Consider the following 25979-nt stretch of genomic DNA (forward strand, 5'->3'; position numbering starts at 1 on the left):
ATTGACGCATCAACAATATAACAATTGTTGATGCGCGTTATCGCGTCGTACGTAGGACTTATCTTATTCGGGCACTTCGGCGTTTCCAAGACAGCCTATTGAACGTACCATTTTTTAACAGTACGACACTGGACATACGCCAATCATAAATATTTCAAATTTTGACTTTTCGAGCACTCACAACCTGCCGTTCATGCAGGTTAATCGGGGTATCGATTTAATCGGGCCTCGCCATATTCATTCAGTAGAAAAGCATAATGATCGAGATAACGAGCCTGACAAAAAACATGGGCGCAAAAAGCATTATCCATGATATGTCATTCAACGCCAAAACCCAGGAATGCCTGGGCTTATTTGGAAATGATGGTGCAGGGAAAACAACTATCATCAAAATGATATCAGGCTCGATCACACCCTCTTCAGGCCAAATAAAAATATTCGGTAACGATATAGCCCTCAATGCATTCCAGGCAAAGAAGATGACGGGCTACCAGCCAGAATCACTTCCAAGCCATAACGCAATGAGCGTGAAGGGATATCTTGATTTTATTGCTGACGTACGCGGATTCCGCGGCGCGCAAAAGCGCAAGATGATTGACCGGGCGGTCGCACGGCTGGAGCTCTGGCGGATACTCAAATGCCCGATCGAAACGCTCACGGCAGGCTTGAAACGCAAAGTCGCCATCGCCCAGGCAATCCTGCATGACCCCGGCCTGCTGTTGCTCGACGAGCCAACGGAAGGGCTGAGCGCCGATCAAAAACACAAAGTCAGAATGCTCATCAAGTCGCTCAACGATGAAATGACGATCATCGTCGCGTCCCGCTCTCCTGAAGAGCTGACCAGTATTTGTAACAGGGCACTGGTGATCGCCGACGGCCGCCTGGTGGCAGACACTTCCCTGCCCGAATTGCAACGCAGTTCCCGTCATTACCAGGCGGTCACCCTTGCAGCCGATACGCCACTGGACCTGCTGGCCCTGGCAGTATTGCCAGGCGTCGCCGGCATCGAGGAAGACCGTGAGACCCCCGGCACGGTGACCATACTCGCTATCCCGGGGCAAACGATTTATCCCCAGATCAATGCCCTGATCGCCCACCGCCGGTGGAAAATCAACGCCCTGAACCTTGAACTCGGGCGACTGCACGAAGTGGTCCGCCACATGAGCCAGGAGGCCTCGAATTGAAACTTCTACCGGTGATATTCAAGCGTCAACTTGTCAGTTACTTTTCAGCACCCGTCACGTATCTGAGTACTGCTGTTTTCCTGACAGCCGCCACTGCCTTTGGCTTCCATACAAGCCAGCTACTGGAACAAAGCAGTGTTGACTTGTACGGTTTCTTTCAACTGCATCCATGGCTTTATTTACTATCGGTACCTTTTCTTGCCATTCAATTTTGGGCAGACGAGCCCAACGCGGGCGCCATGAACTTTCTAAAGACCCTGCCGGTCACTTGTTTCGAAATCGTTATCGGGAAATTTCTGGCCGCCTGGGTCGTTTCCGGTATTGCCTTGTTATTGACCTTTCCCATCGTCATCACCGTCAACTATTTGGGAAACCCGGACAATACAGTCATTGCTTCCCAGTACCTGGCAAGTTGGTTGTTAGCGGGAAGCTACTTATCGGCTGGCTGCCTTATTTGCACACTGACGAATCACCGCGCTGTTACATTTACCGTCACACTGTGTTTGCTCCTGGCCGCCGGCGGGCTGTCCTCAATTCTTGATGCCATTGAACACCAAGCGCCAATCTGGCTCATTGATCGTATTCTTTCCCTGAGTCCGTCGACACGCTTTGATGCCATTGGCCAAGGCGTCTTTGCTCTTCAAGACAGTGTGTACTTCATCAGCATGATCGTTGCCTTTCTCGCTGCAGCGATCATTGCCCTGAATGCCAGAAACGGTTGAGAAGGACAAATCACGATGAAATCGCCACTAAGCGCCAGCCTCACCATTATCACCCTACTGCTACTCTTTCTCGCTTTTAACCTGGTATGGGCACTGAAACTTCCCAATCTGCGGCTGGATTTTTCAGAACAAAAAATCCACACACTCTCTGCCCCGGTACAGACGTTACTTGCCTCACTGGAACAGCCGGTTGATCTGTACTTTTTCAACTCAAGCAAACATCCGAAAAAAACCAGCGCGATAGAAAGCTACGGTAAACGTGTGGAGTTGCTGCTCAAAGAGTATGAAGAAGCGGCACAGGGCAAAATCAACCTGCACCTCATCGACCCCGCCCCTTTTTCGGAAGATGAATACAAAGCCAGGCTACTGGGGCTTGACGACCAACAAGGGTTCTTTGGCCTTGTCGGCACCAGCGCCGGCCATGGGCCACACAGCATTGATTCATTCAGCCCGGACCGGGAGTCGCTGCTGGAATATGAAATCAGCCATTTGATTCATAAAGTCATCCACCCGGAGCAACCCGTTATAGGTCTGATATCCGGGCTGCCAATGGACGGTGAACGCGACGAGCGCAACGGCGTGAATACGCCTGACTGGCAGGTGGTTCAAGCGATGCGCCGCCAATTCAATCTCGTGAGCCTGGCACCCGGTATCGAGAAAATCCCCGAACACGTCAAAACCTTGATGGTGGTTCACCCCGGCAAACTGCCGGATCAAACCTTGTACGCGATCGATCAGTTTGTGCTTGGCTCAGGCAGGCTGATGATGTTTATCGACCCGCTAACCGGGCTGGATACCAGCCCCTACCCCCCTGAAAACCCCAAGCTGCAAACACTGCTGACAGCCTGGAGTATCCAGATGCCTGCGAATAAGGTCATTGCCGACCGCAACTATGCCACCTCAGTAATCATGGCCACCGGCCAGCCGGCGGTGCGCCATCCCGCTGCACTGACCTTGCCCCGCCAGGCGATGACACAGGATGACATCAGCACCTGGAAACTCCACAGCGTGAATGTCTTGAGCAGTGGCGCACTGGCGCCCGCGAAGAAAAGCCGCATGACCTTCACTCCCCTGCTCCAAAGCTCCGGCCAAGCGGCCCTGCTTGATGCCAAGCGCGTTGCCGAGCCGGCACCGTTTGATTCACTGATCAACGAGGCAGCCACACGCGGCCAACAGCATGTGATCGCAGCCCGTGTGGAGGGACCCGCCTATTCCGCTTTTCCTGAGGGGTCAAGCGGGCGTGAGGCCAGTTTGCAAAAGTCTGAGAACATCCACGTCGTGGTGGTCGCCGATACCGATCTGCTCAGCGACCGTGTGGCAGGAGTGCCCCAAAACAATCGCGCGATGAGCGGAGCCTCGTCGAACAACGCAATGTTTGTCTTGAACACCCTGGATAACCTGGCAGCACCCGACGCGCTGATGAACGTTCGCCCCCGCGCAGGCGGCGGTCGATCACTGCAGGTGCTGCTGGCTATGCATGAAGAGGCTGAACAGGCCTATCGGGAAAAGTCGGCCGAACGGGTGCAACGCCTGGAACGAACGGAGAAGGAATGGCAATTGCTGAACCCCCGGACAATTTCCCCCGCTACCCAGGCGGTAACCTCCAACGCACTGCTGCAGGCACTCAACAAGGAGCGCTTGCGCATACCCATGGAAATTCACGCGATTAAGGTTCAGGCATACGCCCAGGTTCATGCCCTGGAGCGCAAGGTGAAGCTGCTCAATATCCTGCCGATACCGCTGATACTGTGCCTGATTGCGTGGACCATCTGCTGGTGGCGCCGCCGTCGCCGGCACCTGCCTTCAACGGCGTTTTATTGAAGGCTCAGCGCCGGGCGATCAGCCCTTGCCGGGCAATACGGGTCAACTGGCGTATCACTTCGTGCGCATCACTCGCGCTCGGCGCTTGAATAACGGCCAAGTCAAAGCTGTTGGACGCAAAGCGCGCAAGGGAGTCGCCATCTTCCACGAACTGGATCAGAAAGGCTGAAGGCCGCCCGGTACGGCGCGGCCAGCCATCCAGATAACGTAACAGCGTCGGCTGATGCTTGCCGCCCAGAAGGATTTTTGGATTGCGTTGGGTAAGGTCCGCGGTGATCGGGGCCAAGCGTATGAGGGGGCGTAGTGCATTCATCGTGTCGTGTCTCTGCCTCAAAAGTCTGCGGGCAGGTGAGAGGCAACACCGAACCAGCGCTTTAGCGGAATTTCGAAACCGGCCCATGGGCTCTGGCTTCTGTCGGGACTGTGATCAGTCACCGGTGGCGCCCCGCAATTAGCTGTTTAAATCGGCGCATGGGCAACATCCTAGAGAAGCCCGTAGGGCGGTGTCAAGAATCCCGAGCAATGAAAAGGCCCGCACGGGCGGGCCTTTAGAGGGCGTTGCGCAGTATCAGTGAGTGATGGCGCGGTCGGCAGACAGTTTGCCCGCACCTTCCATCAACACCGCCAGCGTACCGCCCAGCAACGCCAGGGCGAACTCATAACCGTTGTTGGCCATGAACAAACCGTTATGGATATGCACCGAGAAAATCGCTACCAGGGAAATGATCGACAGGCCCAGCGCCGCAGGCCGTGCCAGCAAACCGATGATCAACGCGAGCCCGGCGAAGAACTCGGTACCGCCGGACAACAGCGCCATCAGGGTGCCCGGGGTCAGACCGATACTTTCCATCCATTGGGCCGTGCCCGCGAGGCCGCCGCCGCCAAACCAGCCAAAGAGTTTCTGCGAACCGTGGGCGGCGAAGATGATCCCGACAAAAATCCGCAGGACAGTCAAACCGTAACCGGCGCGGGTGGAGAGGATGCGGGTGATCAATGGGCTCATGCTGATAATCCTTTTCAATGTAGGGTTGGTTGGCCGCTATATTAATCAGTTTAAGCAATGATAAAAGCCGATAAAACGGCTAATTACAATCGATTTAATAGATCATTTGCGTGAGACTACTCTTGGCGCTGCAGGCTCCAGAGACTCCCGCTCCCGGTCAAACGCCAAGTAGTACTTGTTCACGCTATTAACATAGCTGACGCCACTCATTCCCACCTGCTCCATGGCAATGCGCTCGACCTGGAAGAACCACTGATTCGGGTTAAGCCCACGGCGCCGGGCTTCAGCGCGCATGCCCTGGACCCGCTCCGGCCCCATGTTGTAGGCCGCCAGCACAAAGGCCATGCGCTCGCGCTCGTTGAGCTTGGGGCTGGAGAAAAACTTGCGCCGGATCATCGCCAGGTAACGCGCGCCTGCCTGTACGTTGTTATCCAGGCTTTCGATGTTGTTGACCCCAACCCGCTGCGCCGCCGACGGGGTGATCTGCATCAACCCGGTGGGGCCGCCGCTGCTTCGCGCACCGGGGTCGAGGGCCGACTCCTTGAACGCCAGCGCGGCCAGGTTCAGCCAGTCCATGCCTTGCTCACGGGCATGCTTTTGCAGCACCGGGCGCAGCTTTTCCAGGCGCTGGCGGTCGGCCCTGGCCAGTGGGTAACGCACTTGATACAGGCGACGATAGATGCGCTGGAACGCCACATCCTGGTCAGACGGCGTGCGGTAGGTCTTGAGGAAACGGTCGATGCTGGCCCGCAGCATCGAGGCATCCTGGCGTACGAACCAATACTCTTCGCCCGGCTCGCTGATGGTCACCTGCCGGTCAAAACGCAGCTTGGGCAGGATCTTCGCCCAGCGCTCGGCAATCGGCCGCTCGACAATCGTCAGGTGAAAAATCCCGGCCTGGACCATCTCCAGCACGTCTTCCACCGCCAGGCTGGGGTCTACCCATTCCACCTTCACCGGCGGCAACTTGTGCAGCGCCAGCTTCTGGTTGACCTGATTGATCGCATCCGACGCGGCGCTGCCGGTGGTCAGGGCCAGGGTGCGCCCGGACAGTTGCTCCAGCTTGGTAAACCGCCGCTCGCCCTTGAGCCCCACCAGCCACAACGGCACGTCGCTGGCGATCGGGTCACTGGTGGCTATCTTGTGGGCGGCCTTCACGTCGAGCAATTCACCGGGCGCTACCAGGTCGCCCTCGCCGCGGGCCAACGCACCGATCAACTGGTCCTTGGCCTTGGGAATAATCTTGAGGTTGATTTCCTCACCGTCACGGGCGTGACCGTTGAGGTATTGCTCGAAAGCCCGCAGGCGATGGTATTCAACACCGATGGCCTGGCCCTGGACTTCGCCGGAGCTGTTACGGCTCTGGTTGACCAACACCCGCAAGGTGCGGCTGCTGCGGATCTCCGCAAGGTCGCGGACCTTGCCGGTCCGGGTCACTTCCAGCGGCCCGTCCAGACGCGCAACCGCCGCCATGGGCAGCAGTAACGTCAGGCACAACATAAGCAACGCCGAGGGTCGGATCATCCGCTCTCCGGAAGAAAGAATACTGCCCATTGCATCGCGAAAAACGAGGCGTTGGGGGACAGAAACAGAGCGCCATGAGCGCAGGCTTTGGGCGCAAGGGTGGCACGGCAGATGGCAATAAACCAAACACGGTGTTACTTGCGACTTTCAAAGACAGCTTTAACTCGTTGTAGTTCTTGGCTTTTCTTATAAATCTACAGCTCTGATATGCTTTCCGACCGCAGGCGGAGGTAGCACCATGCAACTCATTGATATCGGCGTCAACCTGACCAACCCAAGTTTCGACGAAAAGCACCAGGCCGTCCTCGACCGTGCCTACACCGCCGGGGTGAGCCAATTGGTGCTGACCGGTACCAGTGTCGACGGCAGCGAACAGGCCCTGGAGCTGTGCCAGCGACTGGATGAAAGTGGCCAGCGCCTGTTCTCTACCGCCGGCATCCATCCCCACTCCGCCAGCGATTGGAACGCCGAGAGCGCCAAGCGCCTGCGCGGCTTGCTCAACGAAAGCCGCGTGCGTGCGGTGGGTGAATGCGGGCTGGATTTCAACCGGGATTTCTCGCCACGCCCCCAGCAGGAAAAAGTCCTCGAAGAACACCTGGCTTTGGCCGTGGAGTTGAAACTTCCGGTGTTCCTTCACGAACGCGACGCCAACCAGCGGCTGCTGGAAATCCTGCGGGACTATCGCGATCACCTGTCAGCCGCCGTGGTGCACTGCTTTACCGGCGAGCAGAGTGCGTTGTTCAGCTACCTCGACCTGGACCTGCATATCGGCATCACCGGCTGGATCTGCGACGAGCGCCGTGGGACGCACCTGCATCCGCTGGTCAGGGAAATTCCCCGGGGCCGCCTGATGCTGGAAAGCGATGCGCCCTACCTGCTGCCACGAACCCTGCGGCCCAAGCCAAAAAACGGACGCAACGAGCCGGCCTATTTGCCGGAAGTCCTGCGGGAAGTCGCCCTGCACCGCGAAGAAACCGTGGAAGACCTGGCGCAACACAGCACCGCCTGCGCCCGCGCGTTTTTTGGATTGCCTGTGCCGGATTGACGCGGCGCATTGACCCATATCAAAACCCGTTGGCTCGATAGCGGCACAATAATGGCACCTTGCCAATGCTGTTTCCGCTATCAGAGAAAACCTTCCATGGGTGCCTGGCTTAGCAACATCTCGCTGAAGTATAAATTCTGGGCCGTCAACGCGGTCGCCTTCATCACCACCCTGTTGCTGGTGTTGTACGCCGTGCAGCTCGAACAACAGGCCCGCAGCCAAGCCTCTCAGGCTTCAGCACAAGCCCAGGCCCACCTGCTCGGCGCCTGGCCCGCCGGCCAGCCACTGCCCAAGGGCGAGCACTGGCTGACGTTTGCCAAGGGCAAAATCCCGCAACTGGGCGACCAGGATCTGTCAGCCCTCGCCGCAGCCACCGGCTGGGTGGATATCAATCACATGCCACTGTTCGGCGAAAACCCGCTGATGGGCGCCAAAGTGATCAGCCGTGCCGACGGCCAGCAGGTCGCCGTGCTGGCCTATGCACCCAGCTTGCGCCAGGTCTTCGAAGAGCGTTTCGCCAACTACGCCGTGGCAGTGATGATTCTGATGCTGGCCATGCTTGGCGCCTCACAGCTGCTGATCCGTTTTCTGCTCAGCCAGCTCAACACCTTGAAAGACGTGATGCTGCATGTCGAGAAAACCGGCGACCTCTCAGCCCGCGTGCCCCTGGCCTGCAAGGACGAAGTCGGGCAGATGGCCAGTGCCTTTAATGCGATGCAGGCGGGTTATCAACGGGTGGTCAACACCGTGGCACGCACCGCCAAGCAACTGGACGACGGTGCCGCTCGCCTGGCCAGCAGCATGAACGAGGTGCAGCACGGCATGCTCGGCCAGCAAAGCGAAACCGACCAGGCCGCCACCGCGATCAACGAGATGACTGCCACCGTCTACCACATCGCCCAGCACGCCGGCGCCACCCGCGACTTGTCCCAGACGGCCGACACCCTCGCCGGCAGCGGCCAGGAAGTGGTCAGCCGGGTGCAACGCTCGATTGCCGGGCTGTCCACCGGCGTGCAGCAGACCGCCGAGATGATCCAGAAACTGGCCGAGGACAGCCAGAAAATCAACAGCGTTGTCGGAGTGATTCACAGCATCGCCGAGCAAACCAACCTGCTGGCCCTCAACGCCGCCATCGAAGCCGCCCGCGCCGGCGAGATGGGCCGGGGCTTTGCCGTGGTGGCCGACGAAGTGCGCAACCTGGCCAAGCGCGTGCAGAGTTCCACCGATGAGATCACACGCATGGTGTCCGCCCTGCAGGCCGGCACCCGGGACGCGGTGGACTTTATGCAGGAAAGCTCCTTCAAGGCCGACGACTGCGTGCAGCAGGCCCAGGAAGCCGGGATTGCCCTCGCCGAAATCACCGGCGCCGTGGCGCAGATGCGCGAGAGCAACACGCAGATTGCCGTCGCGGCCGAACAGCAAAGCCATGTGGCCGAGGAAATGAATCGAGCGGTGGTGAGCATTCGTGACGTCACCGAGAACACCGTGCAACAGACCGTCGACTCGGCGACCACCAGCAATGAGCTGGCGACCCTGGCCGGGGAACTGAGCAAGGCCATCGGACAATTGAAGCTATAGACCCTGAAGGGATGGCTATGGCCCCCATAGCCATCCTTGATTCGCCGCGCCGCCCTGCCCGTCCTACACTCGGTCCAAGATGTTTCAACGGACAGAGGAATCACGATCATGGGCAAACGTCATCCAAATCTCCCCGCCTGGCAATGGCGCAACCAACCGCAGAATCATCAGCACGCGACCAATCAAGTGTTGCAGCTGCTGGCGCTGCCGCTGCTGGTGATCGGCTTTCTGCTGATGGTGTCTGGCGTGTTCGGCGAGAACCTGGCGAGCGTTGCTATCGGGGTTGTCGGCATTGTGGCCGCGCTGGCTTTGCAGCATCACGGTCGTAGCCTGGAGGCGCGCGCCAGCGACGCCTCCCACGATCAACACCTGTTGGTCTGACGGGTCAGGCGAACACCACCACCGACTGGCGGCTGATAGCGATCAACTGGCCGTCCGGGCTCCACAGCTGCGCAGCCGCATGGCCGTAGCCGTCGCGGGCATGTTCGATGTGGACCAGGTATTGGCACCAGTCCAGGGTGCTGAGTTTTTGCAACGGCTGGACGAACTCGATGGTCCAGCTCAGGGTACTGCCCGCTGCGGGCCGGGTCAGGTGCGGCAGCACCGACGGTGGCCACGCATCCACCAGCGCGAGGAGATGCGCTTCGGTCAGCGGCTCCTCTTTCACATCGCCACGCAAGCGCACCCAGCCGCCCATCTCACGGGATTTATTGCCGGTGAACGGCAGGCCGCCCACGCTCCAGCGCATCGCCAGGTGCCGCATGAACTCCGGCGTCACCCCTTTGATGTACGGCAACTCCTGGCACTCGTCCCAGTGCTTGAAGGTGGGCGCAGGTTCAGCCGCGACGTCGATCTGTGACGGGCGCGACGCGCCAAAACTCGCTTGCACCAACGTCATCGTTTCGCCGTTCTGCACCACGCGGCCCAGCAGTTGGCTGACGGCCTTGCCTTCGCGCAGCACTTCGACTTCGTAGCGGGCGGACACCTCCGGCGCCACCGGGCCGACAAAGGTAATCGCCAGCGAACGCAACGGGCGATCCGCCGGAACCTGCGCGCGCAAGGCCTCGTACTCCAACGCCGCGACCAGGCCGCCAAAGCTGGCGCGGCCCTGGGCCCATTCGGCCGGAATCGAAATGTCGAGGGGATGGCTGCGGGCAGCGTCGAGCAAATCACTAAAGCGCATGGCGATCTCAACTTGAAAAAAGGATTGAGGGATCTTAACCAGCCAGCCTGCGCCGTACAGCACCTATTCCAGCCAAAAGTCCGGACAGATAGGCCGCGGGCTCAAGCGAAGCAGTCGGCGCTCAGTTTATCCAGCACACGATCCGCCCGCCCTTCGGCCTCGGCCATGGTGCGGTGCCAGCCCGACACGCACGGCTGCAAATCCGGCTCGTGCCCGGCTTGCGCCAGCCATTGCCAGCAATCATGCCAATCGCCAAGGGCACCCTGGGCCGCCTTGAGACGGGACACGGCCTTGGGGGGCAGCTTGTCCAGCTCGGGATAAGCTTCGGCGGCATAGCGCACGCGCTTGATCAGCAGACGCAGGCGATGACGATCATGGTTGGGGTCGTTCAGCGCCTCGCCGAGGTTTTTCCATTGCTTGGCCAGGCGCTTTTCAATCCGAGTGCGCAAGCCCTTGAGCAATTTCTGCCGTTGGGATGCACGGATAAATCGGGGGAATGCCTCGAGGATCAGCAGCAAATGCGCCAGCTCCGGCCCTTGTGCGACCGAGCGATAAGTGGCTGGTTGCTGACGGATACGCCGGTCAGCCGCCTCATGATGGCCGTGCTGGTGCAGGTACGCCGCCAACACTTCCCGGTCACGAAACGGCGTGGTCAGTTGGCCGACGGCACTGGCGGACTGTTCGAGTTGCTCGACACCGGGCAACCCGCGCAATGGCCGCAACAGGCTGCGCAAGCGCCGCACGGTGGTGCGCAGATCATGCAGGGCCTCGTCATCCGTGACGGCGGCGAGTCGCGCCTGGCAGTTCAGCACCCCTACTTCCAGGCCTATGACCTGAGCGACCAACTGATCTACCAAGGCTGACATCCTTTCCTCCTCAATGATTAATCCTGGGTGGGCTTGAGGCCGCCGACGCAGCCTCGTTGCACTCGACAGCTGCTACGGGTCAACGTCCTGCGCGAGACTCACGAATGTAGAAACGGGCTTTCTCGGCCTTTTCCGAGCAGCCTTGAAACGCTTCGAACTGCTGCTGGGTCTTGGCGCCCGTCAACAACGACAGGGCCTTGGAGTAACTCACGGTGCCGGCAAACCCTTCGGCCTTGGCCAGGTCAAGCTCGTGCCACGCTGCATCCAGTTGCGTGCCGCAGCTGTCGCGATAAGCGGTCTTCCCGGCACAACCGGCCAGGGCCAACACGATCACAGGTACACACATCCAGGCTTTCATCAAATGACACCTCAAGAAAAGAAAAAACAGTCACAGGAGTAGACGTTGCCCACACCGAAAAGTGCCTTATCCGACTGCCTGAATCCGCAGTGCCGATTGCCAGAGCATACCCGAGCGGAGTAGCCCACTTGCGAAAATAATCGGTTGCGACCGTGATGATTGAAGCGTGCCCCTCGATGGGTGCATTGTGGGCACCTGTTTTGCGAAGGATCAGGTCATGAAGAAACGTGTTGCATTGGTGCTGGGCTCCGGTGGCGCCCGGGGCTACGCCCATATCGGCGTGATCGAGGAAATCGAAAGGCGCGGCTATGACATCGCCTGCATTGCCGGCTGCTCCATGGGTGCCGTGGTGGGCGGGATCTATGCCGCGGGCAAGCTGGACGAGTATCGGAACTGGATCGAAAGCCTCGATTACCTGGACGTGCTGCGCCTGGTAGACGTGAGTTTTCGCCTGGGAGCAATCCGTGGCGAGAAGGTCTTTGGGCAGATCCGCAAGATCGTCGGCGAGATCAACATCGAAGACCTGCGCATTCCCTACACCGCCGTGGCCACCGACCTCACCAACCAACAGGAAATCTGGTTCCAGGAAGGCTGCCTGCACCAGGCCATGCGTGCCTCGGCGGCGATTCCCAGCCTGTTTACCCCGGTGATGCAAGGCAACCGCATGCTGGTGGACGGCGGCCTGCTCAACCCCTTGCCGATCGTGCCGGTGGTGTCGAGCCACTGCGACCTGATCATTGCGGTCAACCTCAACTCCACCAACCAGAAGCACTACACGCTGCCGGTGATCCAGCGTCCGCCGGCGTTCAAGAGCCGCTTCGATAACCTGGTGCGTTCATTGGGTTCGCACTTGCCGTTCCGCCGCAAGCAGGCGGAGCAGTTGTTGCTGCTGGAACAGGAAGCGCTGCTGGCCCAGGCCGCGGATATCAACCCGTGGCTGGAGTCGGCCGAACCCGAAGCGCAGCAACCGGCGGCGGCCCCGGAAAAGGCCGGCGCGCCGAAGTCGGCGACCGGCTCGTTCATCATCGATAACGTGGGACCGGCGTCGCTGCTGGATTTGATCAACCAGAGTTTCGAGGTGATGCAGACGTCCCTGGCGCAGTACAAGATCGCAGGGTATCCGCCGGATGTCCTGATCAACGTGCCGAAGCGGGTGTGCCGGTTTTTCGAGTTTTACAAGGCGCCGGAGCTGATCGCCCTGGGGCGGGAGATTGCCAGCGATACGCTGGACCGGTATGAGAGTGAGCAACACTAAAGTTTTGTCAGCAGGGCTTTTGTGGCGAGGGAGCTTGCTCCCGCTGGGCTGCGTAGCGGCCCCAAAATCCTGGGAGCGCTGCGCACTCCAGCGGGAGCAAGCTCCCTCGCCACAGGTTGAGCAAACGCTTCAGGCTTCGGTGTTCAACAACCGATACCCAACACCCGCCTCGGTCACGATAAACCGTGGCTGAGTCGGATCATCCGCCAGCTTCTGGCGCAGATGCCCCACCACAATCCGCAGGTAATGGCTGTCTTCGGTATGGGTTGGCCCCCAGATATCCTTGAGCAGTTGCTGCTGGGTAATCACCCGCCCAGGATGCCGCGCCAACTGTGCCAGCACCGCGTATTCCTTGCGGGTCAGCGCCACTTCCACACCGTCCAGCAGCACTCGCCGATAAGCCAGGTCGACCGTCAACGGGCCGAAACGCAACGCCGCTTCCTGGGCCTCCCCCGCCGGCGCCTGGCGCAGCAACGCCCGCACCCGCGCCAGAAACTCCTGGATGCCAAACGGCTTGGTCACGTAGTCATTGGCGCCGTTGTCCAGTGCCTCGACCTTTTGCACTTCACTGGCCCGCACCGACAACACCAGCACCGGCACCGTGGACCACTCACGAAACTCGCGCAGCACCTGCTGGCCGTCCATGTCCGGCAGGCCAAGGTCGAGCACCAGCAGGTCCGGTTTGCTCAAGGCGGCCTGGGCCAGGCCTTCGTTGCCGGTCCCGGCCTCGATCACTTTGTAGCCCTGGGAGGCCAGGCTGATACGCAAGAACTTGCGGATCTGCGGTTCGTCGTCAATGACCAAAATCGTCGCAGTCTGGCTCATGGTGTCCAATCAAAATCCGTGAAGAAAAGAGGGTAGCTCAAGGTTCGCTTTCCAGGCCAGGCTGGGCCTGCAATGGCAGGAATAAAGTGATGCAGGTGCCGCGGCCTTCAATGCCGTCGGCCACGCTGATATGCCCGCCGTGGGCGCCGACCATGCCCTGGCAGATCGCCAGGCCGAGCCCGGTGCCCTGCCCGCCACGATCACCTCTGGCGGCGGTGTAGAACATGTCGAAAATCTTCGCGCGCTCCTCCTCGGGAATGCCCGGGCCTTCATCGGCGACGGCAAAAAACAATTGGTTATCCACCACGCCCGCACTGAGTTTCAGGCGGCCCTGGGGCGGCGAGAAGCGTGCAGCGTTTTCCAATACGTTGACCAGCGCCTGTTCGATCAAGGCCGCATGCACGTAGAGCAGTGGCAACTCGGGCGGTACGTCGGTGGTCACTTGCAGCGGCGCCAATACCGCACGCAAGCGGCCCAGGGAACTGCCGACGATATCGCCGGGGGAAACCCAATCCCGCGCCAGCTTCAGGGCGCCATGGCCCAGGCGGGTCATGTCCAGCAGGTTCTGGATGTAGCGGTCCAGGCGCTCGGCTTCATCGCGGGTGCCTTCCAGCAACTCCCGGCGATCCTCCAGGGGAATCGCTTCGCCGAGGGCCAGCAGGCTGTCGATGCTGCCCCGCATGGAGGTCAGCGGCGTGCGCAAATCATGGGACACCGAGGCCAGCAAGGCACTACGCAGTTGCTCGGTTTCGCCATGCAGGCGAGCGGCTTCCAGCTCCTGGCCCAGTTGCGCCCGGGCCAGGGCCTGGGCCAAGGGCTGGCTCAGGGCTGTGAGCAGGCGACGGCGTTGGCCGCTCAATTCCAGGCCGGCTTTCGGGCTGACACCCAACAAACCCAACGGACCTTCTTCGCCGGACAACGGCCACCACCACCAGCGCCCAAACGGCAAGGTGCCGGTGCCCATGCCTGCCGGTTGATCGTGCTGCCAGGCCCAATCGGCGGCGGCGCGTTCGGCTTCGGTGAAGGTGATCGGGCCGCCGGTCTCGACCTTCCAGTCGCCCTGCCCGTCACGGTTGAGCAGGCACAATTGCAGGTCGCTCCAGCCTTCCAGATGATGCGCGGCGGCACTGATCACCGCTTGGCGATCGGTGGCGGCGGTGAGCTTGCGCGACAGGTCGAGCAACTCGGTGGTTTCTTCCTGGGTATCGCGCAGCGCCTGCAACTGCCGACGCTGGCGCGCAGCGAGGTTGCCGGTGAGCGCCGCCATCAGCAGGAAGAACAACAGGGTCAGCACGTCCTCTTCACGCTGGATCGCGAAAGAGAAATTCGGCGGGATAAACAGAAAGTCGTAGCTCAGGAATGACAACGCCGCACACGCCAGCGCCGGGCCCAGGCTGCTGCGTACCGCCACCAGCAGCACGGCGGCGAGGAACACCAGCGAGATGTTCGGCAACGGCAACACACTGGCGACACCCCAGGCGACGGCCGCCGCGATCACGGTTGCTACCACTGCCAGCGCGTAGTCAAACCACACCAACCCACGCACATCCGGCAGGCGTGGTGGGGCCGGGATTTCGTCGCTGTCGAGGACGTTGATTTCCAGGCCCCGGGCATTGCGCAGCAGGCGTGACGCCAGGCCACCACCAAGCAGGGTGCGATGCCAGCGCGGACGTGACTGCCCTACCAGAATCAAGCTGGCGCGTCGTTCGCCCGCATGCTGGATCAGCGTCTTCGCCACCTCCCCCGCCCGCAGCAACACCACTTCACCGCCAAGGCGCTCGGCCAATTGCTGGGCGTTTTGCAGGCGCAGACGCGATTGTTCATCACGCACCCGACCGTTATCCACATGCACCAGGCTCCACGGCAAATGCCGACGCTGGGCCACGCGGCTGGCGTGGCGCACCAGGCGTTCGGCCTGGGCATCGCCGTCCACGCCCACCAACAACCGGCCACGCACAGCGGGCGCAGCCTGGCCCAACTGGCGATAACCCTGGGCCAGGTCGTCGTCGACGTGGGCCGCAGCGGTTTGCATCGCCAGCTCGCGCAAGGCCATGAGGTTGGTCTGGGTGAAGAAGGCGTCGATGGCCGCGCGAGCCTGTTCCGGCACGTAGACCTTGCCGTCCCGCAGGCGCTCCAACAGTTCGCGGGATGGCAGGTCGATCAGCAGCAGTTCGTCGGCCTCCTGCAAGACCCAATCGGGCAAGGTCTCGCGCACTTGCACGCCAGTGATACCGCGTACCTGATCGTTGAGGCTTTCCAGGTGCTGGACGTTGACCGTAGTGAAGACGTTGATGCCGGCAGAGAGCAATTCCTGGATGTCTTGCCAGCGTTTTTCGTGACGGCTGCCGGGGGCGTTGCTGTGAGCCAGCTCGTCCACCAGCACCAGTTTGGGCCTGGCAGCGAGCAGGCCGTCGAGGTCCATTTCTTCCAGCATCACGCCGCGGTATTCGGAGCGCAGCAGCGGCTGTTGCGGCAGGCCGCTGAGCAAGGCTTCGGTCTCGGCGCGGCCGTGGGTTTCCACTACGCCGGCGATCAGCCGCACGCCCTGGCGCAGTTGGGTGTGGGCGGCCTGGAGCATGGCGTAGGTCTTGCCCACGCCGGGGGCGGCGCCGAGGAAGACTTTGAGCCGGCCGCGGCCGTCCCGGGGTAGTTCGGCTAACAGGGCATCGGCGCGGCCGGAGTCGCTCATGCGGGCGGTCTTCCTTCAGGTGTTGATGTAGTGATTGTGATGCAGCCATCGCGGGCAAGCCCGGCTCCCACATTTGATCTTCAGTGAATCCAGACTTTGTGTTCAACAAAGATCAACTGTGGGAGCGGGCTTGCCCGCGATTCGCGGCGCCACTGCTTACAACTTTTCCAGCGCCATATTCAACGCCAAAACGTTCACCACCGGCGGCCCCACCAGCGGGCTTTCGATGTGCTCATCCATCAAGCGCTCCAGGGTCGCCACCGGCAGGTTACGTGCGGCCGCCACCCGCGCCAGTTGATAGGCAATCGCCTGTGGTGGCAAGTGTGGATCAAGACCGCTGCCGGAGGTAGTCAGCATTGCCATGGGCACCGGCCCCTGGCCTGGCACCAGCAGTTTGTTGGCATCATCAAATACCCGAGTGGCCAGCGCCGGGTTGCTTGGGCCGAGGTTGCTGGCACTGCTGGAAACGGTGGCAAACGCCCCGGCGGATGGCCGCGGGTGGAACCAGCCGTCACCGGTGAAATCCTGGGCGATCAGGCTCGAACCACGCACCTTGCCGCCGGCATCGCGCACCAGGCTGCCGTTGGCCTGGTCAGGGAACGCGACTTGCGCCACGCCGGTGACCACCAGGGGATAGGCCACGCCGGTGATCAGGGTCATCAACACCAGCAGGCTCAGGGCCGGGCGGATTATGTTGGACATTTCAAATTCCTCAATTCGGTCATTGCAACCTGCAGGCCCCGGATTACCGGCGCCTGCAGGCATCGGGTCAAACCAGGTGCAGCGCGGTCAGCAGCATGTCGATCGCCTTGATGCCCACGAACGGCACCACAATCCCGCCCAGGCCGTAGATCAGCAGGTTGCGACGCAGCAACGCTGCCGCACTCGCCGCCTGCACACGCACACCACGCAGGGCCAGCGGGATCAGCACCACGATGATCAGGGCGTTGAACACGATGGCCGAGAGGATCGCGCTCTGCGGGCTTTGCAGGTGCATCACGTTGAGCACACCCAGTTGCGGGTAGATCGAGGCGAACAGCGCCGGCAGGATCGCGAAGTACTTGGCCACGTCGTTGGCGATGGAGAACGTCGTCAGCGCACCGCGGGTTACCAGCAACTCCTTGCCGATCTGCACCACGTCCAGCAGCTTGGTTGGGTCGCTGTCGAGGTCGACCATGTTGGCGGCTTCACGGGCGGCCTGGGTGCCGTCGTTCATCGCCATGCCGACGTCAGCCTGGGCCAGCGCCGGGGCGTCGTTGGCGCCGTCGCCGCACATGGCAACCAGGCGCCCGTCGTTCTGTTCGTGACGAATGCGCGCGAGTTTTTTCTCCGGCGTGGCTTCGGCCAGCACGTCATCCACGCCGGCTTCCGCAGCAATCGCCGCAGCGGTCAGCGGGTTGTCGCCGGTCACCATCACGGTGCGGATCCCCAGCTTGCGCAGCTCGGCGAAACGTTCGCGAATGCCGGGTTTGACCACGTCCTTGAGGTGAATCGCGCCGAGCAACTTGCCGTCGGCACACACCAGCAACGGCGTGCCGCCGCTCTGGGCGATCTTGTCGATTTCACGGGACAGCGCCGGTTGCAGGTCGCGGCGTTGCAGCCCGATGAAGGCCAGCAGCGAATCCACCGCGCCTTTACGGAACACACGGCCCTGATAGTCGACGCCAGACAGGCGGGTTTCTGCGCTGAACGGTACGGAGGTCAACTCATCCGTCGACGGCTCGGCTTGCGGGTGCAGGCCACGCAGGTATTCGACGATGGATTTGCCTTCCGCCGTGTCGTCCGCCAGGGAGGCCAGCAACGCGCCTTCTGCCAACTCCTTGCCGCTGACACCGGGTGCGGCGATCACGTTGGTGCAACGACGGTTACCGAAAGTGATGGTGCCGGTCTTGTCCAGCAACAGCACGTGCACGTCCCCCGCTGCTTCCACCGCGCGTCCGGATTTGGCGATCACGTTGAGGCGTACCAGGCGGTCCATGCCGGCGATACCGATGGCCGACAACAGGCCGCCGATGGTGGTCGGAATCAGGGTGACCAGCAGCGCCACCAGGAACACCAGCGGCAGGTTGCCATTGGCGAAGTGGGCGAACGGCTGCAGGGTCACCACCACCAGCAGGAAGATCAGCGTCAGGCCGATCAGCAGGATGTCCAGCGCGATTTCGTTGGGGGTTTTCTGGCGTTTGGCGCCTTCCACCAGGGCGATCATGCGGTCCAGGGTCGACTCGCCCGGGTTGGCGGTGATGCGGATCATCAACCAGTCCGAAACCAGGCGGGTGTTGCCGGTGACGGCCGAACGGTCGCCGCCGGACTCACGGATGACCGGGGCGGATTCGCCGGTGATCGCCGCTTCGTTGACCGCCGCGATACCTTCGATGACTTCGCCGTCGCCAGGGATCATTTCCCCGGCGGCCACACGTACCACATCACCTTTACGCAGGCTGGCGGCCGGTACGACCTTGAAGCTGCCATCGGCTTCCTTGCGACGGGCACTGAGGCCCTCGCTGCCGGCCTTGAGGCTGTCGGCACGGGCCTTGCCGCGACCTTCAGCCAGGGCTTCGGCGAAGTTGGCGAACAGTACGGTGAACCACAGCCACACCGCGATTTGCACCGCGACGTAGGTCGGTACGGCGTCCTCCGGCACGAAGCACAGGAGGGTGGTGAGGATCGCGGTCAGTTCGACCACCAGCATCACCGGCGAACGTTGCAGTTGGCGCGGGTCCAGCTTGACGAAGGCCTGGACCAGCGCCGGGCGCCACAGGGCCGACATTGCGGTTTTGGCCGGCTCCTGGGTTTTCACCGAAGCCGCGTTTTTTGCAGGCATATTCATTTTCATATCCCCTTAGAAGCCCATGCTCAGGTGTTCAGCAATCGGGCCCAGTGCCAACGTCGGCAGGAAGGTCAGGCCGCCCACCAGCAAAATGGTCACGGTCAACAGGGTCACGAACAGCGGGCCGTGGGTCGGGAAGCTGTTCTGGCCAATCGGTGCGGTCTTCTTCATCGCCAGGCTGCCGGCCAACGCCAGAACCGGAAGGATGTAGCCGAAGCGGCCGAGCAACATCGACAGGCTCAACATCAGGTTGTGGAACGCGGTGTTGGCACTGAAGCCGCCGAACGCCGAACCGTTGTTGGCACTGGCCGAGGTGTAGGCGTACAGCAACTGGCTGAAGCCGTGGGGCCCAGGGTTACTGATGGCGCCGGCCGGGCCAGGCAGGCTGGCGGCGATGGCGCCGAGTACCAGGGTGCCCACCGGCATCACCAGCAAGGTCACCACCAGCAATTGCACTTCCCGGGCCTGGAGTTTCTTGCCGAGGTATTCCGGCGTGCGACCAATCATCAGGCCGGCGAGGAACACCGCGATCAACACGTTGAGCAACATGCCGTACATGCCGGCACCGACGCCGCCGAAGATCACTTCGCCGACCATCATGTTGACCAGCGACACCATGCCGCTCAGGGGGTTGAGGCTGTCTTGCATACCGTTGACCGAACCGTTGGACGCGGCGGTGGTAGCCACCGACCACAGCACGGTGCCGGTGGTGCCGAAGCGCGCTTCCTTGCCTTCCTGCGGCGCAGCCTGTTCCACCGCCGGGTTGTTCAGCGCCGGGTTGGGTTGGTACTCGGCCCACATCGCAGTTGCACCGCCGATGATGAACAAGGCCAGCATGCAACCGAGGATCGCCCGGCTTTGACGCAGGTCTTTCACGTAGTGGCCAAAGGTGAACACCAGCGCCACCGGAATCAGGATAATCGCGCCCAGCTCAAACAGGTTGGCCCAGGCAGTCGGGTCCTCGAAGGGATGCGCCGAGTTGACGCCGAAGAAGCCACCGCCGTTGGTGCCCAATTGCTTGATCGCAATCTGGCTGGCGGCCGGCCCCAGTGGAATCACCTGGTCAACGCCTTGCATGGTCACGGCGTTGACGTAGTGAGCGAAGGTTTGAGGCACGCCCTGCCACACCAGGAACAACGCGAACACCAGGCACAACGGCAACAGGCCGTAGAGGGTGGCGCGGGTCATGTCGACCCAGAAGTTGCCCAAGGTCTTGGTGGATTTGCGACCGATCCCACGGCACAACGCGACCAGTACGGCGAGGCCGGTGGCAGCGCTGACGAAGTTCTGCACGGTCAGGCCGGCCATCTGGCTGAGGTAGCTCAGGGACGCTTCACCGCTGTAGTTCTGCCAGTTGGTGTTGGTCATGAAACTGATGGCGGTGTTGAACGCCAGGGTCCATTCCTGGCCCGGCAACTTCTGCGGGTTCAGCGGCAGGTATTCCTGGAACACCAGGATGCCGAAAAGCAGAACGAAACCGGCAAGGTTGAACGCCAGCAAGGCCAGCGCGTACTTCTGCCAGCTCTGCTCCTGGTCGGCATCGACACCCGAAAGGCGATAGCAAACGCGCTCGACCGGGCCGAACACCGGCGTGAGCCAGGTTCGCTGCCCTTCCATTACCTTGTAGTAGAACCGCCCCAGGGCCGGTGCCGGAATCAGCACCAAGGCAAAGAAGGCGATGATCAGCCAATAGTCATAACTGTGCATAGCCTGCTCCTAGTTCCGATCCGCGCGTAACAGCGCAACCAGCAGATAAATGAACAGCGCCACAGCCAACAGCAGTGACACCCCGTCCAGAACGCTCATGGAAGTTTCTCCGTCGTGCGGCGACTGCCGCGTGTAGGGGGATTGTCCGCAGGAGTGGCGTAAAGGAACGAGAGCGACGGTATGGGTGGGGCGTAAAGACGGCGTAAAGAGTGGGTTTATGCGGGGTTTACAGGGGCGCTGCACTTCAAATGTGGGAGCCTGGCTTGCCCGCGATGGCGTCAGACCAGACAGCCATGCCCTCATCTGGTGCGACGTTTGAAATGATTCAAACGCCAAACCGTTCCCTCGGCGACAGTTCGGCGCCTTTACGACACGGCATGGGTTAATGGCATGCCCGCTGCAATGCCCTGAAACATTCCAAACCGTTCAGGGAGAGCTACACGATGAACACACAACTCAAACCTACCTTGGGCACCCTGCATTTATGGGGCATCGCCGTCGGCCTGGTAATTTCCGGAGAATATTTTGGCTGGAGCTACGGCTGGGGCGTGGCAGGAACGCTGGGCTTCCTGGTGACCTCATTGATGGTCGCCGCCATGTACACCTGCTTTATATTCAGTTTCACCGAACTGACCACCGCCATTCCCCACGCAGGCGGCCCGTTTGCCTACAGCCGCCGGGCGTTTGGCGAGAAAGGCGGTCTGATCGCCGGCCTGGCGACGCTGATTGAATTCGTCTTCGCCCCGCCCGCCATCGCATTGGCCATCGGCGCGTACTTGAATGTGCAGTTTCCGGCCCTTGATCCGAAACACGCGGCAGTCGGCGCCTACATTGTATTCATGGGCCTGAACATCCTCGGCGTGAAACTGGCCGCGACCTTTGAACTGGTGGTGTGCGTGCTCGCGGTCGCCGAGTTGCTGGTGTTCATGGGCGTGGTCGCCCCTGCGTTCAGCTTCAGCAACTTTGCCCTCAATGGCTGGGCCGGCTCCGACACCTTCGGCGCGCCGGCGATTGCCGGGATGTTTGCGGCGATTCCATTTGCCATCTGGTTCTTCCTCGCCATCGAAGGTGCCGCCATGGCGGCCGAAGAAGCGAAAGATCCCAAGCGCACCATTCCAAAGGCCTACATCAGCGGCATCCTGACCCTGGTGGTTCTGGCGATGGGCGTGATGTTCTTCGCCGGCGGCGTCGGTGACTGGCGCACGCTGTCGAACATCAACGATCCCCTGCCCCAGGCGATGAAAACCGTGGTTGGCGACAGCTCGGGCTGGCTGCACATGCTGGTGTGGATCGGCCTGTTCGGCCTGGTGGCCAGCTTCCACGGGATCATCCTGGGTTACTCGCGCCAATTCTTCGCCCTGGCGCGCGCGGGTTACCTGCCGTCTTTCCTGGCCAAGCTTTCACGCTTCCAGACGCCGCACCGGGCGATCATCGCCGGTGGCATCGTCGGTATCGCTGCTATCTATAGCGACGGGCTGATCAACCTGGGCGGTATGACCTTGACCGCGGCAATGATCACCATGGCGGTGTTCGGCGCCATCGTCATGTACATCATGAGCATGCTCAGCCTGTTCAAGCTACGCAAGACCGAACCGTTGCTGGAACGCACCTTCCGTGCACCGGGCTATCCAATCGTGCCGGGGATTGCGCTGGTACTGGCCGTGGTGTGCCTGGTGGCAATGGCGTGGTTCAACGCGCTGATCGGGCTGATCTTCCTGGGCTTCATGGTGGTGGGTTTTGTGTACTTCCAACTGACCGCACAAGACCGCGCCGATGCGCCGGCGGACGCGATGCTGACCGGGCTATAAGGTTACCGGGGCAGAACGGGCCTACAATGAACTACTAAGAAAGCCCGTTACTCAAAGCAGCTATTACCGTGGGAAATTTCCCCACGGTTTGCTGCCTCAAGGAGAGCCCTATGCCGTGGTATGCCTGGTTGATTTTAGTGGTCGCGATCGGCTCGATCGTCGGTGGTTTGCTGATGCTGCGAGACAGCGCCAACAAGGTTGAATTGACCGACGAACAGCGCCGACGTGTAGCCGAGCGCAATGCCCAAGCGGACGCCAAGGATGCGCAGGATCGCTGAGCCTGAGGCGGCTCCACCGAGGAGCCGCACAATTTTGTAAACACCCGCCTATGCCCAGGCAAGCTTGGTTAATATGGCCTGATGTTTCGGAGGCCACCCCATGCGCTATTCACAAGATCACAAAGCTCAAACCCACCAGCGCATCATCAAGGAGGCCTCTGTACGCTTTCGCCGCGACGGCATTGGCGCGACCGGCCTCCAGCCGCTGATGAAAGCGCTTAACCTGACCCATGGCGGGTTTTATGCGCACTTCAAGTCCAAGGACGAGTTGGTGGAAAAGGCCTTGCAGGAGGCCGCCGCGCAGCTGGATGAACATTGCGAACAGCTGTTCAGCCAGGAACGGCCATTGGACGCGTTTATTGATAGCTACCTGTCGGAATGGCACCAGACCTCGCCCGATCAGGGCTGCCCGCTGACGACGATGTCATCGGAGATGGGGTTGCGTGGGCAGAACAGTCGCACCACGGATGAAGTCCTCAATGCTCGACTCAAGCAGGTTGAAACGGCGCTTGGCAACCCGAATGCCGGGGAGCAGAGCCTAGTGCTGATGTCGACGCTGGTGGGGGCGTTGGTGTTGGCGAGAAGTGTCGAGAGTGCCGAATTGGCGACACGGATTCTCGATGTGGTGAGGGGGAGCTTGAAAGCAGAACTCGCTGAACAGAAGAAAGCCGGTCAATGACCGGCCTCCTCGCTTGTTTTCAGATCCTCAGTTCACCTCGAGCCGGTCGCGGTTCTTTTCCAGCAATGCCTTGCCGATTCCTTTTACTTCCAGTAACTCATCTATCGCCGTGAACGGCCCGTTGGTTTCGCGGTAGGCGATGATGGCCTTGGCCTTGGCGGCGCCGATGCCGAAGAGATCGCGACGTAGGGTTTCGGCGTCTGCCGAGTTGAGGCTGACCTTGGAGGATTGTTCGACCTTGGTCATCTGGGTGGTGATGGGGGTTGGGGCTTCGGTTTTGGTGGAGGGGGCGGCAGTGCTGGCTAGCGAGATGCTGGTGAGGAAGGCAAAGATGAGGGATGAGAAATACGCTTTATGCATTGGTGAGGCTCCATGACATCGATAAGGGAAAAGCAGCTTTTCCGAAGCTGCTTTTCAAACTTAGGCGATGTTCGGGGAGAGTCAAAAATGGGTGAGTTACAGGGTGTGAGTTCAGGGTTCCAGGCGGCGTTGCTGGTAGATCCAGTCGACGATTTCACCGTCTGGGGAATAGCCGCTGACCGTTTCGCGCAGCAGTTGGCGCACACGCGTGTAGTCATCCTGTTCGACGGCGCTGAGCAGCTCCGTTAAACGGGCCTTCAAGACGTCCCAAGGCAAGTAGTCCTCATTGGCACTCATAATCATGGGGTGCGGAGTCGTGACTACGTTGTCGCCGATCAGCAATTCCTCATAGAGCTTTTCGCCAGGACGCAACCCCGTGAACTCAATGGAGATGTCACCTTGAAGATTTTTATCAGAACGAATACTCAAACCGGAAAGATGCACCATCTTCTCTGCCAGCTCGACGATTTTCACCGGCTCGCCCATATCCAGAACAAATACGTCACCGCCCTGCCCCATGGAACCCGCCTGGATAACCAATTGAGCGGCTTCAGGGATACTCATGAAATACCGGGTAATCTTGGGGTGTGTAACCGTCAGCGGGCCACCAGATTTTATTTGCTTGTGGAACAACGGGATCACCGATCCGGATGAACCCAGCACGTTGCCGAACCGCACCATGGTAAAGCGGGTCTTGTTCACACGGGAAACATTGGACGTTTCACCGAAAAGCACCGGAGCTATCTCACTGCTGAGCGCCTGCAGCGTCATTTCTGCGAGACGCTTGGTGCTTCCCATAACATTGGTCGGACGCACCGCCTTATCAGTAGAAATCAGCACGAAGTTCGCCACGTTGGCGCGTAAAGAGGCTTGTGCGGCGCTCAACGTGCCCATCACATTATTCAGTACGCCTTCAGCAATATTATGTTCGACCATCGGTACATGCTTGTAGGCCGCCGCATGGTAGACCGTGTTCACGCGCCAGGTTTTCATGACGTCAAAGAGCTTTTCCTGATTGCGGACAGAGCCCAGGATTGGCAATAACTTAACTGAAAGCGACTCACGTACGATTCGCTGCTCAAGCTCTTGCAGGATGCTGTAGAGATTGAACTCGCTATGCTCATACAACAGCAGTGTCGTGGGTTGTAGCGTGAGAATCTGCCGGCAAAGCTCAGATCCGATTGAACCGCCCGCCCCGGTTATAAGAACCGACTGCTCCTTAATGCAATGTTCAAGCAGCTCATCCTGAGGGGGGACAGAGTCGCGGCCTAACAAGTCAGCAATATCAACTTCCTGGATATCGTCAACTTTCACTCGCCCGCTGGCCAAATCCATAAAACCGGGCACGCTTTGCACATGGAGCGCGAAGCCCTCCAGAAAGGTCAATATCTCCCGGCGACGCCCGCGATTGGCAGACGGAATGGCGAGAAGAATCTGCTGGGCACCGGTTACATCAACCATCTGCTGGATATGCTTTGGCTTATAGACATGCAAGCCTGAAATCACACGATCGGCAATGCTGCTGTCATCATCAATAAAGGCGACAGGACGCAACAGCCTCCCCATGCGCAACGCAGCAACCAACTGATTACCGGCTGCCCCCGCACCATAAATGGCCACCTTCGGTAGTCCATCATCCCGGTTGGTAAAAGGAACATGTTGCGCAGCCGTAAACCAGTCTCCCAGGAAATACTGGCGCATCGCGAGGCGTAGCCCCCCGATCATGACCATGCTCAACCACCAGTAATTGAAGATGACCGAGCGTGGAACAAACATTTGATGGTTGCCGCTCCAGTAAACAACCAGCGCGAGAAACAACGATGACAGGCTGACGGCCTTGATAATTGCGATCAGCGCATCGTTTCCAAAATAGCGCATGACTGCACGGTACATACCAAACCGTACAAACAGCGGAATCGCAATGACCGTGGCGCTCAGGAATAACCATAGGTATTCAGTGAAAGGATTGATCAGCTCATCAATCCCCAGACGGACGACAAAGGCCATCCAAAGGGCAAACCAGACAAGAAAAACGTCGGTCACTACCTGGAAGGCACGTTTCTGCCGCCGCGTTAAACCCAGTAATAAGGTTCTCAACTTATCCATAACGCCTTGAAACACCTCTGTTACTCCTAAAGTACATCCGCCACCACCATGAATGATTCCAAGGGACCTCATCCCATGATGATGGAAAACTCCATTTGACCGGCCCGCAGCTCAAGTCCTTCTGCGTTGCAAACAAAGACGGGCATTCCTGACTGTCTAAC

At 60.3% G+C, this 25979-nt stretch carries 23 protein-coding genes and 1 pseudogene; 10 read left to right on the forward strand and 14 right to left on the reverse strand.

The genetic code is table 11. The annotated features are described in order from the left end of the window. Positions 1 to 257 precede the first annotated feature (257 nt). The 3 genes from HX875_RS21495 to HX875_RS21505 are packed head-to-tail and all read left to right on the forward strand — an operon-like array spanning position 258 to position 3727. Positions 258 to 1184: an ABC transporter ATP-binding protein gene (locus HX875_RS21495; RefSeq protein WP_177045481.1), complete on the forward strand. Its 927-nt coding sequence runs from the start codon at positions 258 to 260 to the stop codon at positions 1182 to 1184. Then, entirely contained in the window at positions 1181 to 1906 is a 726-nt protein-coding gene (locus tag HX875_RS21500) for an ABC transporter permease (RefSeq protein ID WP_177045483.1), read from the forward strand. The genes HX875_RS21495 and HX875_RS21500 overlap by 4 nt, the downstream gene beginning before the upstream one ends. Before the next feature lie 15 nt (positions 1907 to 1921). Then, the gene (locus HX875_RS21505) at positions 1922 to 3727 is read left to right on the forward strand and encodes a Gldg family protein (protein ID WP_177045485.1); all 1806 of its coding nucleotides are present in this window, start codon (positions 1922 to 1924) and stop codon (positions 3725 to 3727) included. Between the two features lie 4 nt (positions 3728 to 3731). Here the strand turns inward: HX875_RS21505 and HX875_RS21510 are convergent, their stop codons facing one another. The 3 genes from HX875_RS21510 to HX875_RS21520 form a co-directional block, all read right to left on the reverse strand. Continuing rightward, on the reverse strand, positions 3732 to 4040 hold the full coding sequence (locus HX875_RS21510; RefSeq protein ID WP_177045487.1) for a class I SAM-dependent methyltransferase: 309 nt from the start codon (positions 4038 to 4040) through the stop codon (positions 3732 to 3734). A 255-nt stretch (positions 4041 to 4295) separates the two neighbouring features. After that, positions 4296 to 4730, reverse strand: coding sequence for a DoxX family protein (locus tag HX875_RS21515; RefSeq protein ID WP_177045489.1), 435 nt, complete (start codon positions 4728 to 4730; stop codon positions 4296 to 4298). 102 nt (positions 4731 to 4832) lie between these two features. Next, on the reverse strand, positions 4833 to 6254 hold the full coding sequence (locus HX875_RS21520) for a transglycosylase SLT domain-containing protein (RefSeq protein ID WP_177045491.1): 1422 nt from the start codon (positions 6252 to 6254) through the stop codon (positions 4833 to 4835). A 238-nt stretch (positions 6255 to 6492) separates the two neighbouring features. On the opposite strand from HX875_RS21520, the gene HX875_RS21525 reads away from it, so the two are divergent. The 3 genes and pseudogenes from HX875_RS21525 to HX875_RS21535 form a co-directional block, all read left to right on the forward strand. Beyond that, positions 6493 to 7299 (forward strand): TatD family hydrolase, encoded by an 807-nt coding sequence (locus tag HX875_RS21525; RefSeq protein WP_177045493.1) that lies wholly within the window; start codon positions 6493 to 6495, stop codon positions 7297 to 7299. A gap of 96 nt (positions 7300 to 7395) precedes the next feature. Beyond that, positions 7396 to 8877: a methyl-accepting chemotaxis protein gene (locus HX875_RS21530; protein WP_177045495.1), complete on the forward strand. Its 1482-nt coding sequence runs from the start codon at positions 7396 to 7398 to the stop codon at positions 8875 to 8877. Between the two features lie 108 nt (positions 8878 to 8985). Continuing rightward, a pseudogene (locus tag HX875_RS21535) lies at positions 8986 to 9243 on the forward strand (terminase); the annotation flags it as partial. A gap of 19 nt (positions 9244 to 9262) precedes the next feature. Here the strand turns inward: HX875_RS21535 and HX875_RS21540 are convergent. The 3 genes from HX875_RS21540 to HX875_RS21550 all read right to left on the reverse strand — a co-directional run bounded on the left by HX875_RS21540 (position 9263) and on the right by HX875_RS21550 (position 11284). Next, positions 9263 to 10060, reverse strand: coding sequence for an acyl-CoA thioesterase (locus HX875_RS21540; RefSeq protein WP_177045499.1), 798 nt, complete (start codon positions 10058 to 10060; stop codon positions 9263 to 9265). Positions 10061 to 10161: 101 nt separating this feature from the next. Then, positions 10162 to 10926: a CHAD domain-containing protein gene (locus HX875_RS21545; protein ID WP_177045501.1), complete on the reverse strand. Its 765-nt coding sequence runs from the start codon at positions 10924 to 10926 to the stop codon at positions 10162 to 10164. Positions 10927 to 11005: 79 nt separating this feature from the next. Further along, positions 11006 to 11284 (reverse strand): hypothetical protein, encoded by a 279-nt coding sequence (locus HX875_RS21550; RefSeq protein ID WP_177045503.1) that lies wholly within the window; start codon positions 11282 to 11284, stop codon positions 11006 to 11008. Positions 11285 to 11501: 217 nt separating this feature from the next. Between HX875_RS21550 and HX875_RS21555 the strand changes: the two genes are divergently transcribed. Then, positions 11502 to 12539, forward strand: coding sequence for a patatin-like phospholipase family protein (locus tag HX875_RS21555; RefSeq protein WP_177045505.1), 1038 nt, complete (start codon positions 11502 to 11504; stop codon positions 12537 to 12539). Between the two features lie 129 nt (positions 12540 to 12668). Here the strand turns inward: HX875_RS21555 and HX875_RS21560 are convergent, their stop codons facing one another. The 6 genes from HX875_RS21560 to kdpF all read right to left on the reverse strand — a co-directional run bounded on the left by HX875_RS21560 (position 12669) and on the right by kdpF (position 20686). After that, entirely contained in the window at positions 12669 to 13364 is a 696-nt protein-coding gene (locus HX875_RS21560; protein ID WP_003218747.1) for a response regulator, read from the reverse strand. A gap of 37 nt (positions 13365 to 13401) precedes the next feature. Then, positions 13402 to 16053 carry a sensor histidine kinase gene (locus tag HX875_RS21565; protein ID WP_177045507.1) on the reverse strand — a complete coding sequence of 884 codons (2652 nt, stop codon included), beginning with the start codon at positions 16051 to 16053 and terminating at the stop codon, positions 13402 to 13404. Between the two features lie 156 nt (positions 16054 to 16209). Beyond that, a complete protein-coding gene (gene kdpC / locus HX875_RS21570) occupies positions 16210 to 16755 on the reverse strand; it encodes a potassium-transporting ATPase subunit KdpC (RefSeq protein ID WP_177045509.1) in 546 nt (181 codons plus the stop codon). Between the two features lie 67 nt (positions 16756 to 16822). After that, entirely contained in the window at positions 16823 to 18880 is a 2058-nt protein-coding gene (gene kdpB, locus HX875_RS21575) for a potassium-transporting ATPase subunit KdpB (protein WP_177045511.1), read from the reverse strand. 12 nt (positions 18881 to 18892) lie between these two features. Beyond that, on the reverse strand, positions 18893 to 20587 hold the full coding sequence (gene kdpA, locus HX875_RS21580) for a potassium-transporting ATPase subunit KdpA (RefSeq protein WP_177045513.1): 1695 nt from the start codon (positions 20585 to 20587) through the stop codon (positions 18893 to 18895). A 9-nt stretch (positions 20588 to 20596) separates the two neighbouring features. Further along, complete coding sequence (kdpF, locus tag HX875_RS21585; RefSeq protein WP_003218754.1) at positions 20597 to 20686, reverse strand: K(+)-transporting ATPase subunit F; 90 nt, start codon at positions 20684 to 20686, stop codon at positions 20597 to 20599. Positions 20687 to 21030: 344 nt separating this feature from the next. Between kdpF and eat the strand changes: the two genes are divergently transcribed. The 3 genes from eat (at position 21031) to HX875_RS21600 (ending at position 23352) form a co-directional block, all read left to right on the forward strand. Next, positions 21031 to 22395 carry an ethanolamine permease gene (gene eat / locus HX875_RS21590; protein WP_076017313.1) on the forward strand — a complete coding sequence of 455 codons (1365 nt, stop codon included), beginning with the start codon at positions 21031 to 21033 and terminating at the stop codon, positions 22393 to 22395. A 110-nt stretch (positions 22396 to 22505) separates the two neighbouring features. Continuing rightward, positions 22506 to 22673: a DUF2897 family protein gene (locus HX875_RS21595; RefSeq protein ID WP_177045515.1), complete on the forward strand. Its 168-nt coding sequence runs from the start codon at positions 22506 to 22508 to the stop codon at positions 22671 to 22673. 100 nt (positions 22674 to 22773) lie between these two features. Next, complete coding sequence (locus tag HX875_RS21600; protein ID WP_177045517.1) at positions 22774 to 23352, forward strand: TetR/AcrR family transcriptional regulator; 579 nt, start codon at positions 22774 to 22776, stop codon at positions 23350 to 23352. A gap of 27 nt (positions 23353 to 23379) precedes the next feature. Here HX875_RS21600 and HX875_RS21605 read toward each other — a convergent pair whose 3' ends face one another. Further along, positions 23380 to 23712: a ComEA family DNA-binding protein gene (locus tag HX875_RS21605; RefSeq protein ID WP_177045519.1), complete on the reverse strand. Its 333-nt coding sequence runs from the start codon at positions 23710 to 23712 to the stop codon at positions 23380 to 23382. 111 nt (positions 23713 to 23823) lie between these two features. Then, a complete protein-coding gene (locus HX875_RS21610) occupies positions 23824 to 25818 on the reverse strand; it encodes a polysaccharide biosynthesis protein (RefSeq protein WP_177045521.1) in 1995 nt (664 codons plus the stop codon). Positions 25819 to 25979 lie beyond the last annotated feature (161 nt).

This window comes from Pseudomonas yamanorum (assembly GCF_013386765.1).
Lineage (GTDB): Bacteria > Pseudomonadota > Gammaproteobacteria > Pseudomonadales > Pseudomonadaceae > Aquipseudomonas > Aquipseudomonas yamanorum_A.